This is a genomic window from Streptomyces boncukensis, from assembly GCF_011045075.1.
Lineage (GTDB): Bacteria > Actinomycetota > Actinomycetes > Streptomycetales > Streptomycetaceae > Streptomyces > Streptomyces boncukensis.
The window spans coordinates 35,676-50,188 of sequence record NZ_JAAKZZ010000003.1; the positions used below are offsets into that span (position 1 = coordinate 35,676).

At 71.5% G+C, this 14,513-nt stretch carries 17 protein-coding genes and 3 tRNA genes; 3 read left to right on the plus strand and 17 right to left on the minus strand.

Annotated features, from left to right (window positions below; genetic code table 11):
• Positions 1-191 precede the first annotated feature (191 nt).
• The 8 genes from rplL to G5C65_RS00855 form a co-directional block, all read right to left on the minus strand.
• Complete coding sequence (rplL, locus tag G5C65_RS00820; protein ID WP_165296593.1) at positions 192-581, minus strand: 50S ribosomal protein L7/L12; 390 nt, start codon at positions 579-581, stop codon at positions 192-194.
• Positions 582-708: 127 nt separating this feature from the next.
• Entirely contained in the window at positions 709-1,251 is a 543-nt protein-coding gene (gene rplJ / locus G5C65_RS00825) for a 50S ribosomal protein L10 (RefSeq protein ID WP_165296594.1), read from the minus strand.
• A gap of 288 nt (positions 1,252-1,539) precedes the next feature.
• Positions 1,540-2,472, minus strand: coding sequence for an SCO4651 family lipoprotein (locus G5C65_RS00830; RefSeq protein WP_241265450.1), 933 nt, complete (start codon positions 2,470-2,472; stop codon positions 1,540-1,542).
• Positions 2,473-2,638: 166 nt separating this feature from the next.
• Positions 2,639-3,361, minus strand: coding sequence for a 50S ribosomal protein L1 (gene rplA, locus G5C65_RS00835; protein WP_165296595.1), 723 nt, complete (start codon positions 3,359-3,361; stop codon positions 2,639-2,641).
• A gap of 73 nt (positions 3,362-3,434) precedes the next feature.
• A complete protein-coding gene (gene rplK / locus G5C65_RS00840) occupies positions 3,435-3,869 on the minus strand; it encodes a 50S ribosomal protein L11 (RefSeq protein ID WP_165296596.1) in 435 nt (144 codons plus the stop codon).
• 171 nt (positions 3,870-4,040) lie between these two features.
• Positions 4,041-4,928 carry a transcription termination/antitermination protein NusG gene (gene nusG, locus G5C65_RS00845; RefSeq protein ID WP_165296597.1) on the minus strand — a complete coding sequence of 296 codons (888 nt, stop codon included), beginning with the start codon at positions 4,926-4,928 and terminating at the stop codon, positions 4,041-4,043.
• A gap of 71 nt (positions 4,929-4,999) precedes the next feature.
• Positions 5,000-5,281: a preprotein translocase subunit SecE gene (gene secE / locus G5C65_RS00850; RefSeq protein ID WP_165296598.1), complete on the minus strand. Its 282-nt coding sequence runs from the start codon at positions 5,279-5,281 to the stop codon at positions 5,000-5,002.
• A gap of 113 nt (positions 5,282-5,394) precedes the next feature.
• Positions 5,395-5,467: transfer RNA gene (locus G5C65_RS00855), tRNA-Trp, on the minus strand.
• Positions 5,468-5,667: 200 nt separating this feature from the next.
• Between G5C65_RS00855 and G5C65_RS00860 the strand changes: the two genes are divergently transcribed.
• Complete coding sequence (locus tag G5C65_RS00860; RefSeq protein WP_165296599.1) at positions 5,668-6,903, plus strand: pyridoxal phosphate-dependent aminotransferase; 1,236 nt, start codon at positions 5,668-5,670, stop codon at positions 6,901-6,903.
• 99 nt (positions 6,904-7,002) lie between these two features.
• Positions 7,003-8,046: an adenosine deaminase gene (locus tag G5C65_RS00865; protein ID WP_165296600.1), complete on the plus strand. Its 1,044-nt coding sequence runs from the start codon at positions 7,003-7,005 to the stop codon at positions 8,044-8,046.
• Between the two features lie 35 nt (positions 8,047-8,081).
• Here G5C65_RS00865 and G5C65_RS00870 read toward each other — a convergent pair whose 3' ends face one another.
• Positions 8,082-8,699, minus strand: coding sequence for a TetR/AcrR family transcriptional regulator (locus G5C65_RS00870; RefSeq protein ID WP_165296601.1), 618 nt, complete (start codon positions 8,697-8,699; stop codon positions 8,082-8,084).
• A gap of 63 nt (positions 8,700-8,762) precedes the next feature.
• Between G5C65_RS00870 and G5C65_RS00875 the strand changes: the two genes are divergently transcribed.
• On the plus strand, positions 8,763-9,479 hold the full coding sequence (locus G5C65_RS00875) for an NAD(P)-dependent oxidoreductase (RefSeq protein ID WP_165296602.1): 717 nt from the start codon (positions 8,763-8,765) through the stop codon (positions 9,477-9,479).
• Here G5C65_RS00875 and G5C65_RS00880 read toward each other — a convergent pair.
• From G5C65_RS00880 to G5C65_RS00915, 8 genes are all read right to left on the minus strand, one after another.
• Positions 9,457-10,524 carry a UDP-N-acetylmuramate dehydrogenase gene (locus G5C65_RS00880; protein ID WP_165296603.1) on the minus strand — a complete coding sequence of 356 codons (1,068 nt, stop codon included), beginning with the start codon at positions 10,522-10,524 and terminating at the stop codon, positions 9,457-9,459. The two genes, G5C65_RS00875 and G5C65_RS00880, sit on opposite strands and share 23 nt — an antisense overlap.
• 61 nt (positions 10,525-10,585) lie before the next feature.
• On the minus strand, positions 10,586-12,109 hold the full coding sequence (locus G5C65_RS00885) for an MFS transporter (protein ID WP_165296604.1): 1,524 nt from the start codon (positions 12,107-12,109) through the stop codon (positions 10,586-10,588).
• Between the two features lie 114 nt (positions 12,110-12,223).
• Positions 12,224-12,787: a TetR/AcrR family transcriptional regulator gene (locus tag G5C65_RS00890; protein WP_165296605.1), complete on the minus strand. Its 564-nt coding sequence runs from the start codon at positions 12,785-12,787 to the stop codon at positions 12,224-12,226.
• Between the two features lie 113 nt (positions 12,788-12,900).
• Entirely contained in the window at positions 12,901-13,335 is a 435-nt protein-coding gene (locus tag G5C65_RS00895; protein ID WP_165296606.1) for a MaoC family dehydratase, read from the minus strand.
• 5 nt (positions 13,336-13,340) lie between these two features.
• Positions 13,341-13,793 carry a MaoC family dehydratase N-terminal domain-containing protein gene (locus tag G5C65_RS00900; protein WP_165296607.1) on the minus strand — a complete coding sequence of 151 codons (453 nt, stop codon included), beginning with the start codon at positions 13,791-13,793 and terminating at the stop codon, positions 13,341-13,343.
• A 132-nt stretch (positions 13,794-13,925) separates the two neighbouring features.
• Positions 13,926-14,090, minus strand: a complete 165-nt coding sequence (gene rpmG, locus G5C65_RS00905; RefSeq protein WP_165296608.1) for a 50S ribosomal protein L33 — start codon at positions 14,088-14,090, stop codon at positions 13,926-13,928.
• 89 nt (positions 14,091-14,179) lie between these two features.
• Positions 14,180-14,252 (minus strand) — tRNA-Met (locus G5C65_RS00910).
• 46 nt (positions 14,253-14,298) lie between these two features.
• Positions 14,299-14,371 (minus strand) — tRNA-Thr (locus G5C65_RS00915).
• Positions 14,372-14,513: the final 142 nt, after the last annotated feature.

Sequence of the window (14,513 nt, forward strand, 5' to 3'; positions counted from 1 at the left end):
CCCTAGGGCAACGAAGATCACCATACCTGCCACCGGGCCCAGGGCCGCGCAGGCGTCACAGATACGCCGAAGGGCGATCACCCGTACGGGTGATCGCCCTTCGCTGCTCCGCTCCCCCGCGGGGGTTTCCGGAGCGATGACTGCGCGCACCGGCCGGGCCGGTGCGGCGCGTCAGGCCGGTGTGACCGGTGTCACTTGACCTCGACGCTGGCGCCGGCGCCCTCCAGGGACTCCTTCGCCTTGTCGGCGGCGTCCTTGGCCACCTTCTCCAGGACCGGCTTCGGGGTGCCGTCGACCAGCTCCTTGGCCTCCTTCAGGCCGAGCGAGGTCAGCTCCCGCACCACCTTGATGACCTGGATCTTCTTGTCGCCCGCACCGGTGAGCACGACGTCGAACTCGTCCTGCTCCTCGACGGCGGCGGCCTCGCCGCCGCCCTGCGCCGGGGCGGCGACCACGGCGGCGGCCGGCGCGGCGGCCTCGACGTCGAACTCCTCCTCGAACTTCTTCACGAAGTCCGAGAGCTCGACGAGGGTCATCTCCTTGAACTGCTCCAGCAGCTCGTCCTGGCTGAGCTTCGCCATGGTGGCGGTCCTTCCACTAATTCGGCTGGTGCCGGATGTACAGATGAGGCGGGCGTACTAGCGGCCCGCTGCGGCCCCCGCGTACACGGCGCTGCACCGCCGCGCGGGGGTCAGTGCGCGAGCCGAGTTACTCGGCACCGCCCTGCTCTTCCTGCTTGGCACGGAGCGCGTCCGCGGTGCGGACGAACTTCGTGAGCGGGGCCTCGAAGGTCGCCGCGGCCTTGGCCATCGACCCCTTCATCGCGCCCGCCAGCTTGGAGAGCAGCACCTCGCGGGACTCCAGGTCCGCGAGCTTCTTCAGATCGTCGGCGCCGTAGAGCGTGCCGTCGACGATGCCGCCCTTGAGCACCAGGGCGGGGTGGTCCTTGGCGAAGTCACGAAGACCCTTCGCCGCCTCGACCGGGTCACCGGTCACAAAGGCGACAGCCGACGAGCCCGTGAAGAACTCGTCCAGCTCGCTGATCCCGGCCTCATTGGCCGCGATCTTGGTCAGCGTGTTCTTCACCACTCGGTACTGAGCGTTGTCACCGAGCGACCGGCGCAGCTGCTTGAGCTGAGCCACGGAGAGTCCGGTGTACGCGGTGACCACCGCAGCGCTGGAGTTGCGGAACTGATCCGTCATCTCGGCGACCGCTTCGATCTTGTCGGGCGCGACCTGCTCCCTCGCCATGGGCCTCGGCCTCCTTCCGGGTGATGAGGACCGCTCGGAAGGGGCTGACACAGCGAAACGCCCCGGCGCAGGCACACGGGGCGCAGCTCGACCGGGGCGGCGGAGCGCTCCGGGAGTCATTCCTCGTCACCTGCGCGGGTCGTCCGCAGCGAGCGGATCCTTCGGCCGTCGTGCCCTCTTGTACGCGCACGACAGCGACCAGCGGTCTTTGGCTTCCCGACGAGAGTACGCGAGCGGCCCCGCAGGCGCCAAATCGCCCGCGGGGCCGCTCCGCACCTGCGGCGGCTGTCAGCTCTGGCCGGCCGCGGCTCCCGCGCCCGCCATGTCCTCGAAGTTCATGGCGCCGGCCGGCGCCGAGACGTTCACGGGGGTGCCGTAGTCCGAGTAGTAGACCGTGTTGTCCACGTCGGTGGACCCCGTGCTGCTCCGGGCGACCTCGCGCTTCTTGATCAGCAGGTCCTTGTCGTCGATCCAGAGGTCGATCCGCTCCTTGGTGAGCCCGAGCTGGCGGAACTGCTGCTCCAGCGCCTTCAGATCGGACTCGCTGAGCTCCTGGGACTGCGAGCGCGTCAGCTCGCCCAGCTCGACCACACCGGTGTAGTGCGTGGCCTGCACGCCGCGCACGGACTCCTTGCCGACCGCCTTGACCTTGCCGGTGGCCAGCAGCAGCTGCACGGAGCGGGCCGGGTTGTTGTTCTGGATCTGGTCCTTCAGATACGCGCCGGAGGCGCCGCCCTTCTGGGCGAGCACGTCGTAGTCGTACTTGACCCACTTGCCCTCGTAGGGCCCGGCCGGCAGCTGGGTGTACATCGCGTCCTTGAGGTAGCGCGCCTGCATCGGCCTGCCGCCGGCGGCGCCCGCCGCGCTGCCCTCCGTGGTGATCTCGGCGGTGCCGGTCATCCCGGACCCGGCCCACTCGAAGGAGCCCTCGCTCCGGGAGCGCATCGAGGCGCCCCGCGCGGTCTGCTTCTGGTCGCCCTCGACCTTCGCCGACTCCTGCTTCTGCGTGGTCTTGGACGCGGCCTGGAGCGCGGTGAGCGCGCTGCGGACGGGCGAGTCGCCGTCCTTCTTGCCGCCTTCGCTGCTGCTGCCCCCGGCCTTGCTGCTGCCGCCGCTGCTGCCGCCGTCGCCGTCGCTGCCGCACGCGGTCAGTCCCGCCATCAGGACGACGCTCGCCGCGGCGACGGCTATTCGAGTCTTGCGCACCGGATTACCCCCCATGATTCAGAGCCAGGCTCGGGATGTTTATCCGAACCTTACGCAACGGCGAAGACGCCTCCTGCGCCAGGTGGGGTTCCAGCGGTTCCCACCGGGCGCGGGGCGGACGACAGACGCCGGGGTCCCGGGGCGTGCCGCCCCGGGACCCCGGCGTCGGAATGCGGCGGCGTCAGACGGCCGCCGGGCCCTCCTCGACGAGGAGGTTGCGAGTGCGCTGGGCGTCGACCGGGACGCCCGGTCCCATCGTCGTCGAGACGGTGGTCTTCTTGATGTAGCGCCCCTTGGCCGCGGACGGCTTCAGCCGGGTGACCTCTTCCAGCGCCGCCGCGTAGTTCTCCACCAGCTGCTCGTCCGTGAAGGACGTCTTGCCGATGATGAAGTGCAGGTTGGCGTGCTTGTCGACGCGGAACTCGATCTTGCCGCCCTTGATGTCGCCGACGGCCTTGGTGACGTCCGGCGTCACGGTGCCGGTCTTCGGGTTCGGCATCAGACCGCGCGGGCCGAGCACCCGGCCCAGCCGGCCGACCTTGCCCATCAGGTCCGGGGTGGCGACCACGGCGTCGAAGTCGAGACGGCCGCCCGCCACCTCCTCGATGAGTTCGTCGGCGCCGACGATGTCGGCGCCCGCGGCCTCCGCCGCCGCAGCACGGTCACCGGTCGCGAAGACCAGGACCCGGGCCGTCTTGCCGGTGCCGTGCGGAAGGTTCACGGTGCCGCGCACCATCTGGTCGGCCTTGCGCGGGTCGACACCCAGGCGCATGGCGACCTCGACGGTGGCGTCGAAGTTCTTCGTGGAGGTGTCCTTCGCGAGCCGGACGGCCTCCAGCGGCGCGTACTGCCGCGCCCTGTCGACCTTGGCGTCCGCTGCGCGGAGATTCTTGCTGCGCTTCACTGCTGCTCCTGAGACGGATGGAGTCGTGGTGCGGGCCAGCGCCGGCCCTGCCACGGGGATGGGACGGGGTGGGTCAGCTCTCGACGGTGACGCCCATGGAGCGGGCGGTGCCGGCGATGATCTTCTCGGCCGCCTCCATGTCGTTGGCGTTGAGGTCGGGCATCTTGGTGGTGGCGATCTCGCGCACCTGGTCGCGGGTGATCTTGGCGACCTTGGTGGTGTGCGGGGTGCCGGAGCCCTTCTCCACGCCCGCGGCCTTGAGGATCATCTTGGCGGCCGGCGGCGTCTTGGTGACGAAGGTGAAGGAGCGGTCCTCGTAGACCGTGATCTCCACCGGGATGACCCAGCCGCGCTGCGACTCGGTCGCGGCGTTGTACGCCTTGCAGAACTCCATGATGTTGACGCCGTGCTGACCCAGCGCCGGGCCCACCGGCGGTGCCGGGTTCGCCTGGCCGGCCTGGATCTGGAGCTTGATCAGCCCCGCGACCTTCTTCTTCTTGGGAGGCATGCTCTCTCCGGGTCCTAGTGAGAGGTGATTCGCCCTCCGCCCGGCAACCGGGCGGAGGCATACCGCACAACGATAGCCCGTACCGTCGCGCGCGCTGAAACCGAGCAGGTCAGGCAGCCCCGAGGGCTGCCTGACCTGGCCGGAAACTCGATGGGAAGATCCGGGAGGAACTCAGTTCTTCTGGATCTGGTCGAAGCTCAGCTCGACCGGGGTCTCGCGGCCGAAGATCTCGACGAGGCCCTTGACCTTCTTCGAGTCGGCGTTGATCTCGTTGATCGTGGCCTGCAGGGTGGCGAACGGGCCGTCGGTGACGGTGACCGAGTCGCCGACCTCGAAGTCCAGCACCTGGACCTCGACCTTGCGGCCCGGCGTGCCCGCCGGCTTGCCCTCCTCGGCCTCGGTCGCGGCCTTGGCGGCCTTCTCCTCGGCCTCCGGGGCGAGCATCTTGACGATCTCGTCGAGCGTCAGCGGGTACGGGTCGTAGGCGTTGCCGACGAAGCCGGTGACGCCCGGCGTGTTCCGTACGACGCCCCAGGACTCGTTCGTCAGCTCCATACGCACCAGGCAGTAGCCCGGGAGCTTGTTCTGGCGGACGGTGCGGCGGTCGCCGTTCTTGATCTGGACGACCTCCTCCTGCGGCACCTCGGCCTGGAAGATGTAGTCCTCGACGTTGAGCGAGACGGCGCGCTGCTCCAGGTTGGTCTTCACGCGGTTCTCGTAGCCGGCGTAGGTGTGGATGACGTACCACTCGCCGGGGAGGAAGCGCAGCTCCTCGCGGAGCTGGGCGACCGGGTCGACCGGCTCCTCTTCCTGCTCCTGCTCCGGGGCGGGCTCCGCCTGCTCCTCGGGGGACTGCGCGGCCGCTTCTTCGGCGTCCTCTGCCGTCTCGGCGACGGCGTCGGTCTCGACGTGCACGGCAGCCTCTTCGGCCGCCTCGCCGACCGCGGCCTCGGCAGCTTCCGCCTGGTCAACGCCGGCGTCCGCGCCCTCGACGATGTCGCGCGCGGTGTCGTCGCCCTCGGCGGGCTCGACTGCGTCGTTCGGGTTCGGCTCAGACACGGTGGCTGCTTCTTCCTGGCTTCAAGGGGTCGAACATGCGGAAAGCGCCGCCGGGGCGGCTCCGCTTCAGGTCAGCCGAAGACGTGCTTCATGACTTCGGACAACCCATAGTCAAGCACGAACACGAAGGCGATGACGACGATCACGAAGATGATCACCACGGTCGTGTACGTGGACAGCTGGTTCCGCGAGGGCCAGACGACCTTGCGGAGCTCCGCGACGATCTGCCGGTAGAACAGCGCGAGCCGACCCAGGGGGCCCCGCTTGCCGCGCCTGCTGCCCCGCCGGGGCTTCTTACCGTCCGACGACCCTCCGGGCTCGGGGACCTCGGTGGTGTCCGTGATCTCCGTCACTCGTCCTCACCTGATCCGGGTCGTTGCCCTGCGGCGTCCGGGCCCGGCCGCACGGCGGTGCAATTCAGTGCAGTTCGTCACGTACGCAAGCACACGCCTTGGTGCGTGTGTAGCAGGGCCGGAGGGACTCGAACCCCCAACCGCTGGTTTTGGAGACCAGTGCTCTTCCAATTGAGCTACGACCCTTTGTGTCCCCCTCAACCTACCGCATCCGCGCGGCTGCATGGAGTGCGCGCTCCGGACGAGCTGCCGGACGGTTGAGGGCCAACGACGTGTGAGTGTACGTGCTCGGCGCGCGGGCGTCGAACAGGAAGCAGCCGCCGACCCGGCCCGGAACCCCGCGAACCGCCGTGCTCCGGGCGCCGGGGGTCTGGGAACATGCCTGTATGACCGCTGCGACTCCTCCTGCACAGTCCCCTGCCGAGCGACGCGTCTCCGCCCGGATCGGCGCCATCTCCGAGTCGGCGACGCTCGCCGTCGACGCCAAGGCGAAGGCCCTGAAGGCGGCCGGGCGGCCGGTGATCGGGTTCGGCGCCGGCGAGCCCGACTTCCCCACGCCCGGCTATATCGTCGACGCCGCGGTGGAGGCCGCCCGCGACCCGAAGAACCACCGCTACACCCCGGCGGGCGGACTCCCCGAACTGAGGTCCGCCATCGCCGAGAAGACGCTGCGCGACTCCGGCTACGCCCTCGACGCGTCCCAGGTGCTCGTCACCAACGGCGGCAAGCAGGCCATCTACGAGGCGTTCGCCACCCTGCTCGACCCGGGCGACGAGGTCATCGTGCCCGCGCCGTACTGGACCACCTACCCCGAGTCCATCCGGCTGGCAGGCGGCGTCCCGGTCGAGGTCACCGCCGACGAGACGACGGGCTACCGGGTGACCGTCGAGCAGCTGGAGGCCGCCCGCACGGAGCGCACCAAGGTGCTGCTCTTCGTCTCGCCGTCCAACCCGACCGGCGCGGTCTACCCCCGCGAGCAGGTCGAGGCGATCGGCCGGTGGGCCGCCGAGCGCGGCCTGTGGGTGCTGACGGACGAGATCTACGAGCACCTGGTGTACGGCGAGGCGGAGTTCTCCTCCCTGCCCGTCGTCGTCCCCGAGCTGCGGGACAGGTGCGTGGTCGTCAACGGCGTCGCGAAGACCTACGCCATGACCGGCTGGCGCGTCGGCTGGCTGATCGGCCCGCAGGACGTGGTCAAGGCGGCGGCCAACCTGCAGTCGCACGCCACCTCGAACGTGAGCAACGTCGCGCAGCGCGCCGCGCTCGCCGCCGTCTCCGGCGACCTGACGGCCGTCGCCGAGATGCGCGAGGCGTTCGACCGGCGCCGCCGCACGATTGTGCGGATGCTGAGCGAGATCGACGGTGTGGTCTGCCCGGAGCCGGAGGGCGCCTTCTACGCGTACCCCTCGGTCAAGGGGCTGCTCGGCAGGGAGATCCGGGGCAGGCGGCCGCAGACCTCGGTCGAGCTGGCCGCGCTGATCCTGGAGGAGGTCGAGGTCGCCGTCGTCCCGGGCGAGGCGTTCGGCACCCCGGGCTATCTGCGGATGTCCTACGCGCTGGGCGACGAGGACCTGGTCGAGGGCGTCTCCCGGATGCAGAAGCTCCTGGCCGAGGCGCGCTAGCCAGGCGCTCTCGGGGCCCCGGCCCTCTCGTCCAGCTCCCCCGGCTCCTCCGGGGGAACCGGCTACCGGTCGCACACGCCGGTACGGCAGGATCTGGGGATGTTGCACGAAAGCGCGAACGGCGAGGGTACGGGGCGGGATCTGCGGGCGCTGCCGAAGGCCCATCTGCATCTGCACTTCACGGGCTCCATGCGCCCCGGCACCCTGCTGGAACTGGCCGACAAGTACGGCGTCCACCTGCCGGACGCGCTGAGCGGCGGCGAGCCCCCCAGGCTGCGCGCGACCGACGAGCGCGGCTGGTTCCGGTTCCAGCGGCTCTACGACATCGCCCGCTCCTGCCTGCGCACCCCGGAGGACATCCAGCGGCTGGTGCGCGAGGCCGCCGAGGAGGACGTGCGGGACGGCTCGCGCTGGCTGGAGATCCAGGTCGACCCCACCTCGTACGCGCCCCGGCTGGGCGGCCTCACGCCCGCGCTGGAGGTCATCGTGGACGCGGTGGACAGCGCCGCGCGGGAGACCGGGCTCGGCATCCGGCTGCTGGTCGCGGCGAACCGGATGAAGCACCCGCTGGACGCCCGTACGCTGGCCCGGCTCGCGGTCCGCTACCGGGACCGGGGCGTGGTCGGCTTCGGGCTGTCCAACGACGAGCGGCGCGGGTTCGCGCGGGACTTCGACCGCGCCTTCACCATCGCGCGGGACGGCGGGCTGCTGGCGGCGCCGCACGGCGGGGAGCTGGCGGGCCCGTTCAGCGTGCGCGACTGCCTGGACGACCTGCGCGCCCGGCGCGTGGGCCACGGAGTGCGCGCCGCCGAGGACCCGTGGCTGCTGGCGCGGCTCGCCGAACAGGGCGTCACCTGCGAGGTGTGCCCGGCGTCCAATGTCGCGCTGGGGGTGTACGAGAAGGCGGAGGACGTGCCGGTGCGCGCGCTGTGGCGGGCCGGGGTGCCGATGGCGCTGGGCGCCGACGACCCGCTGCTGTTCGGCTCCCGGCTGGCCGCGCAGTACGAGCTGGTGCGGGAGGCGCACGGCTTCTCCGACGCGGAGGTCGCCGAGCTGGCCCGCCAGTCCGTACGGGGTTCCGCGATGCCGGCGGACCTGCGGGAGAAGACGCTGGCCGACATCGACGCCTGGCTGGCCGCCTGAGCGCGGGCCGTGCCCCTCGCCTCCCCTCGTCTCGTCTACCCTTCGCCGCCCAGCCCGCGCATCAGGGTCCGCACGAGCCCCGCCACGAACACCTCGTCGCTCTCGGGCGCCGGGGCGCCCTCGGCCGCGTCGTAGACGAACGCCCGCTGCGCGCAGGCGCCCAGCAGCAGCGCGGCCGCCGCGTCGACATCGGCGTCGGCCCGGATCGCACCGCGCTCGCGCTCGGCGCGCAGATAGCCGGCGAGCGCCTCCAGCGGCTTGTGCGGGCCCTGCCCCAGCTCCCGTACGCCGTCGAAGTGCCGTTTGCGCAGCGCGGGCTCCGCGAACAGGGAGGCGGTGATGGGGAAGCTCTCGGCGTAGAAGCGCACGGCGTGCCCGGCGACGCGGGTGAGGTTGTGCGCCACCCCCGCATCGCCGGGGTCCCGGGCCAGCTCGTCGAGCAGCGGGTTGAGGCGGGGCAGCCGGTCCCGCAGGACACGGACGTAGATCTCCTCCTTGCTGCGGTAGTGCTTGTAGAGGGCCGCCTCGGAGCAGCCCGCCTCGCGGGCGATCTCCTTGGTGGTGGTGCGGACCAGCCCGGCGGTGCGCAGCAGATGCTCGGCGGCGTCGATGATCCGCTCGCGGGTGGGACGCGTTGACTTCCGGTTGGGCATGCCCGCACCCTAAGGGGTGAGTGAGCACTTACCCACCCTGATCGAGGGAAGAGGCGCGACACCATGCGGTTGACGGTCTTCGGCGCGAGCGGCGGCACCGGACAGCAGGTCGTACGGCAGGCACTGGACGCCGGGCACGAGGTGACGGCGGTGGTACGGAACCCGGACCGGCTGCCGGTGCGGCACGAGCGGCTGGAGGTGGTCACGGCCGAGCTGGCGGACCCCGAACCGCTGCGCGCGGCGGTCGCGGGGCGCGACGCGGCGCTGTCCGGGCTGGGCGCGCCCACCAACAAGGCCGCCGGGATCGCATCGCGGGGCACCCGGACGATCCTGCGCGCCCTGGAGGCGGAGGGCGTGCGCCGCTATGTCGCGGTGAGCGCCCCGCCCGCCGGGCCGGTCCCCGAGGGCGAGAGCCTGCTGTTCCGCGCGGTGATGTGGCCGCTGATCGGCCGCGTGTTCAAGGACATCTACGCCGATCTGCGGCTGATGGAGCGGGAGATCCGGGCCAGCGCCACGGACTGGACGCTGGTCCACCCGCCGCAGCTGAAGGACGGCCCGCCGACGGGCGCGTACCAGAAGCGGATCGGCGGCGCGGTGCCGCGCAGCCACACCGTCGTCCGCGCGGACGTCGCACACCTGATGCTCGCACTGCTGGACGACCCGGCGACGGTGCATCAGGTGGTCGGCGTCGCCGCGGGCAGGCGCTCGCGGACGCGGCCGGGGCCGGAGACGGGGCCGGAGCCAGGGCCGGGGACGGCTACAGCGCGCAGCCGACGGTGACCGGCTCGTTGACCAGGGTGACCCCGAAGGCGTCCCGCACCCCGTCCCGCACCTCGCGGGCGAGCGCGAGCAGGTCGGCGGTGCGCGCGGAGCCCCGGTTGGTGAGCGCGAGAGTGTGCTTGCTGGAGATCCGGGCCGGGCCCGAGCCGTACCCCTTGGTGAAGCCCGCGCGGTCGATCAGCCAGGCGGCCGAGGTCTTGGTGCGCCCCTCCCCCGCCGGGAAGGCGGGCGGCGCCGCGTCCGCGCCGAGCCGCTCGCGGACACGCGCGGCGAAGGCGGCGAACTCGGCCTCCGCCAGGATCGGGTTGGTGAAGAACGAGCCCGCCGACCAGGTGTCGTGGTCCTCGGGGTCGAGCACCATGCCCTTCCCGGCGCGCAGCTTCAGCACGGTGTCGCGCGCGGTGGGGAGCGGCACCCGCGCGCCGGTCTCGACACCGAGCAGCCGCGCGGTCTCCGCGTAGCGCAGCGGCGCCGAGCGGCCGCCCGCGTCCTGAAGCGCGAACCGCACCCGCAGCACGACGAAGCGCTCGGGGTCGGCCTTGAAGCGGCTGTGCCGGTACGCGAAGCCGCACTCGGCGCCCGCGAGGGTGACGGTGGCCCGCTCCCGCCGGTCGTACGCGACGACCTCGGTGAGGGTGGCGGCCACCTCCTGGCCGTACGCGCCGACGTTCTGCACCGGGGTCGCGCCCGCCGACCCCGGGATGCCGGCCAGGCACTCGATGCCCGCCAGCCCCGCGTCCACGGTCCGCGCGACGGCGTCCGACCAGTTCTCCCCCGCGGCCAGCTCCAGGCGGGTGCCGTCCAGCCGGAACCCGGAGGTGGCGATCCGCACGGCGGTGCCCTCGAACCCCTCGTCCGCGATCACGAGGTTGCTGCCGCCCGCGATGAGCAGCAGCGGGGTCCCGGTGTCGTCGGCCTCCCGTACCGCCCGCACCAGCGCGTCGTCGGTGGTGGCGGTGACGAGGCGGCGGGCGGGCCCGCCGAGCCGGAGCGTGGTCAGCGGGGCGAGGGGGGCGTCGGTGGCTGCGTGGTTGTCGTCCTGCACGGGCCCAAGCGTACGGGGCGGAGCGGTCCGGTCCGGGCCCGCGTCCGCCCCGTACGCTCTGTCATGGCCTCGCCGAACCCGCCCCGTCCGTGCGCAGCTCCCCGCGCCCCTGACCGGACACCGGTGTGCTCTGCGCCTGGGGGGTCTGCGCTGGGGAGGTCTGCGCCACAGGCGAAGGGATGCCCCCGCCCCGCAGGGCCCCCGGGATCAGGAGGGCCGCCAGGGCGCCCACGGCCACCGCCGCGGTTCCGGCCCACAGCGCGGGGCGCAGCCCGTCGGCGAACGTCTGGGGCGACTCGTAGCCGCCGCGCGCCGCGAAGACGGCCGCGAGGACGGCGATGCCCAGTGCGCCGCCCAGTTCGCGCAGCGCGTTGTTCGCGCCGGAGGCGATGCCCTGCTCGTGGGGGCGCACGGCGGACATCACGACGTTCGCGGCAGGCGCGAAGTACATCGCCATGCCCACGCCATTCACCAGGAACGCGGGCAGGTACGCCCCGTAGGAGAAGTCCGCCGAGACCAGTGCCGCGATCCAGCCGAGCCCGACGGCCTGGAGCGCGAGCCCGGCCGCGACGACGGGACCGCCCCCGATCCGGTCGGAGAGCACGCCCGCGAGCGGGGCGACGATCAGCGACATACCGGTCCACGGCAGCATCCGCACCCCGGCCTCGGTCGGCGAGTAGCCGCCGACGCCCTGGAGGAACTGGCTCAGCAGGAAGATCGAGCCGAACATGCCGACGAACATCAGCAGACTCGCCGCGTTGACGGAGCTGAAGGCCCGGTTCCTGAAGAGCCGCATCGGCAGCATGGGGGACGCGGCCCGCAGCTCGTAGCCGACGAACACGGGCAGCAGGAGGCCGCCGCCGACCAGCCCGGCCAGGACGGTGCCGCTCGTCCAGCCGTCGGGGTTGCCGCGCACCAGGCCGTAGACGACGCCGAAGAGGCTGACGCTGGCGAGCGCCGTGCCGGTGAGGTCGAGCCGGCGGTCTTTCGCGCCGTGGCTCTCGTCGAGCCGCAGCAGCACCAGCGGGATCAGCACCAGCCCGATGGGGACGTTCAGCCAGAAGATCCAGTGCCAGGAGATGTGCTCGGTGAGCGCGCCGCCGACCAGCGGCCCGGTGGCGACGGCCACGCCCTGCACCGCCCCCCACACGCCGAGCGCGGTACCCCGCCGGGCCGCGGGCACGGCGGCGGTCAGCAGGGTGAGGCTGAGCGGCATCAGGATCGCGGCGCCGACCCCCTGCACGGCCCGCGCGGCGACCAGCGCGTCGATGCCGTCCGCGAGCGCGGCCCCCGCGGACGCCGCGGTGAAGATCCCGATGCCGATGGCGAAGAGCCGCCGGCGCCCGAACCGGTCGCCGAGCGCGGCGCCGGTCAGGAGCAGGACGGCGAAGGTGAGGGTGTACGCGCTCACCGTCCACTCCAGGTCCTCCAGGCCGCCGCCGAGGTCCTCGCGGATCCGGGGCAGGGCCGTGGTGACGACGAGGTTGTCGAGCGCGCCCATGAAACTGGCCACGCTGGTGACGACCAGGGCCCAGACGGCGCTGCCGCGCGCGGTGGGCGGCGCGGTGGGCGGGTGGTGCTGCATAGGTTCCCCCTGAAATTAGTTATCAGTCACTAAGTTTTTACGGCGTACGAAGCCGGCCCGGAACGCCGGAACGCCGGATCGGAGAGCCGGAGGCCGGAGGACCGGCGCGCCGGTTCAGTCAGCCGACGGCTTCGGGCACGGCACGATGTCGAACCCCTCCCACACCCGGTGCCCCTGCGGGTAGCCCAGCGAGGCGAGCACGTTGATCAGCATCCCGAAGGCCAGGAACTCCGTCGTCTGTCCGACGTCGGCGCCGAGCGCCAGGTGCAGCGCGTCCCACAGCTCCTCCCACATGGCGCGCACCTCCGCGCCGAACGCGTGGTCCCCCGTCGCCTCCGCCGAGGCGACGGCGACGTACACCTGCATCTGCAGGAGCAGCGTGTCCGGGTCGGCGAGCAGCTGCTTGTACGCCTCGGCCATGGCGTCGTGCGCCTCGTGCGGCTCAAGCCCGTCCGCCGCCTCGGTCATCCGCTGCCGGGCCTCGGCGACACAGCGCCGCGCGACGACGAGGAAGAGCTCCTCCTTGCTCTTGAACAGCCGGAAGAGATACGGCTGGGAGACGCCGACGCGCCGCGCGATGACCTCCGTGGACGTGCCCCGGTACCCGCCGCGGGCGAACTCGGTCATCGCCGCACGGATGACGCTCTCGCGCCGCTCCTCGGCGCTCATCCTGACCATGCGACTAAGTTATTGGCTACTCACTAACTATGTCAACACCCGGCCGACACCCTGGTGCCCTCGAGGCCCCAGGGCCGGGAGGCCGGGAGGTCCGAAGGGCCGGGGGGCCGGTGTCAGGCCAGCCGGACGACCGCCCGGGACATACCGAGCACCTTCCGCCCCTCGCTGGTGACGGTCAGGTCCACCCGGACCGTCCGCTCCGCGTCGTCCAGCTTGGCCCCGACCTTCGCGGAGACCTCGATCAGGGCGCCCTCGGCGTCGTCCGGCACGACGACCGGCTTGGTGAAGCGGACGCCGTAGTCCACCACGGCCCCCGGGTCGCCGGCCCAGTCGGTCACCACGCGGGCCGCCTGCGCCATGGTGAACATGCCGTGCGCGATGACGTCCGGGAGCCCGACCTCCTTGGCGAACCGCTCGTTCCAGTGGATGGGGTTGAAGTCCCGCGAGGCGCCCGCGTACCGCACGAGCGTCGCGCGGTCCACGGGGAAGCTCCGCGCGGGCAGTTCGGCGCCGACCTCGACATCGGCGTACGCGACCTTGGCTGTCATCTGGGTCACTCCCCTTCCGCCGCGCGGACGACCAGCTTGGTGTGCACGGTCACCACGAGCTCTCCCTGCGCGTCGTGCACATCGCCGCGGACGTCCATGACCTCGTTCCCCGCGAGGGACTTGATCGACTCGATGGTGGAGGTGACGGAGAGCAGGTCACCGGCGCACACGGGGCGCACGTAGTGGAACTTCTGGTCGCCGTGCACCAGCCTGCCGTAGTCCAGGCCGAGCTGCGGATCGCGCACCACGCGCATCGCCTCGTCGAAGGTGAGGGTGAACACGAAGGTCGGCGGCGCGATCACGTCCGGGTGGCCGAGCTCCTTCGCCGCCGCCATGTCCACGTAAGCGGGACTGTCGTCGCCGATGGCCTCCGCGAACTCGCGGATCTTCTCCCTGCCCACCTCATACGGACGGGCGGGCGGATACGTCCGCCCGGTGAAGGACTGATCGAGCGCCATCGACGGCACCTCCTGCGAGAGCGTACGAACGGAAGCCTACGGGCGGGCCCGCCAAACACCACGAGGCCGTCCCCGGCTCCGGGGGCGGCCTCATGGCGAAGACAGTGGAGCGGTGAAGCGGAACTCAGGCGCTCAGCGCGTCTCGCGGTGCACGGTGTGCCGGTTGTCGCGCGGGCAGAACTTCTTCATCTCCATACGGTCCGGGTTGTTACGCCGGTTCTTCTTCGTGATGTAGTTCCGCTCCTTGCACTCCACGCAGGCCAGCGTGATCTTCGGGCGGACGTCTGTGGCAGCCACGTGAGTGCTCCTTGACGAACGGACGGAATTAACGCAGAAAGAGTAGCCGATCGGAGGACCGAGCCCACAATCGGCTACTGTCAGTGAAGTAGCGGTGACCGGACTTGAACCGGTGACACAGCGATTATGAGCCGCTTGCTCTACCGACTGAGCTACACCGCCACGATGCGGCGACCCCCGCCGGGCGACGGAAGATCTCTCACATCAGAGCCCCAAAACGGAATCGAACCGTTGACCTTCTCCTTACCATGGAGACGCTCTGCCGACTGAGCTATTGGGGCGAGCGGTGAAGACATTACACGCCCGGCCGCCAAAGGTGAAATCCGTATTGGCGCGTTCGGCGCCCTCGCCGCGCCCTCCCGCCTCCCGCGCCCCAACCGGCGCACGCACCACGTCAGTACGACTATTCATCACCTCCCCGGC

Bases quoted from the DNA above. Each gene is read 5' to 3' on its own strand.
- rplL (WP_165296593.1), bottom strand. From the start codon at position 581: ATGGCGAAGCTCAGCCAGGACGAGCTGCTGGAGCAGTTCAAGGAGATG.
- rplJ (WP_165296594.1), bottom strand. From the start codon at position 1,251: ATGGCGAGGGAGCAGGTCGCGCCCGACAAGATCGAAGCGGTCGCCGAG.
- G5C65_RS00830 (WP_241265450.1), bottom strand. From the start codon at position 2,472: ATGGGGGGTAATCCGGTGCGCAAGACTCGAATAGCCGTCGCCGCGGCG.
- rplK (WP_165296596.1), bottom strand. From the start codon at position 3,869: ATGCCTCCCAAGAAGAAGAAGGTCGCGGGGCTGATCAAGCTCCAGATC.
- G5C65_RS00860 (WP_165296599.1), top strand. From the start codon at position 5,668: ATGACCGCTGCGACTCCTCCTGCACAGTCCCCTGCCGAGCGACGCGTC.
- G5C65_RS00865 (WP_165296600.1), top strand. From the start codon at position 7,003: ATGTTGCACGAAAGCGCGAACGGCGAGGGTACGGGGCGGGATCTGCGG.
- G5C65_RS00870 (WP_165296601.1), bottom strand. From the start codon at position 8,699: ATGCCCAACCGGAAGTCAACGCGTCCCACCCGCGAGCGGATCATCGAC.
- G5C65_RS00875 (WP_165296602.1), top strand. From the start codon at position 8,763: ATGCGGTTGACGGTCTTCGGCGCGAGCGGCGGCACCGGACAGCAGGTC.
- G5C65_RS00885 (WP_165296604.1), bottom strand. From the start codon at position 12,109: ATGCAGCACCACCCGCCCACCGCGCCGCCCACCGCGCGCGGCAGCGCC.
- G5C65_RS00890 (WP_165296605.1), bottom strand. From the start codon at position 12,787: ATGGTCAGGATGAGCGCCGAGGAGCGGCGCGAGAGCGTCATCCGTGCG.
- G5C65_RS00895 (WP_165296606.1), bottom strand. From the start codon at position 13,335: ATGACAGCCAAGGTCGCGTACGCCGATGTCGAGGTCGGCGCCGAACTG.
- G5C65_RS00900 (WP_165296607.1), bottom strand. From the start codon at position 13,793: ATGGCGCTCGATCAGTCCTTCACCGGGCGGACGTATCCGCCCGCCCGT.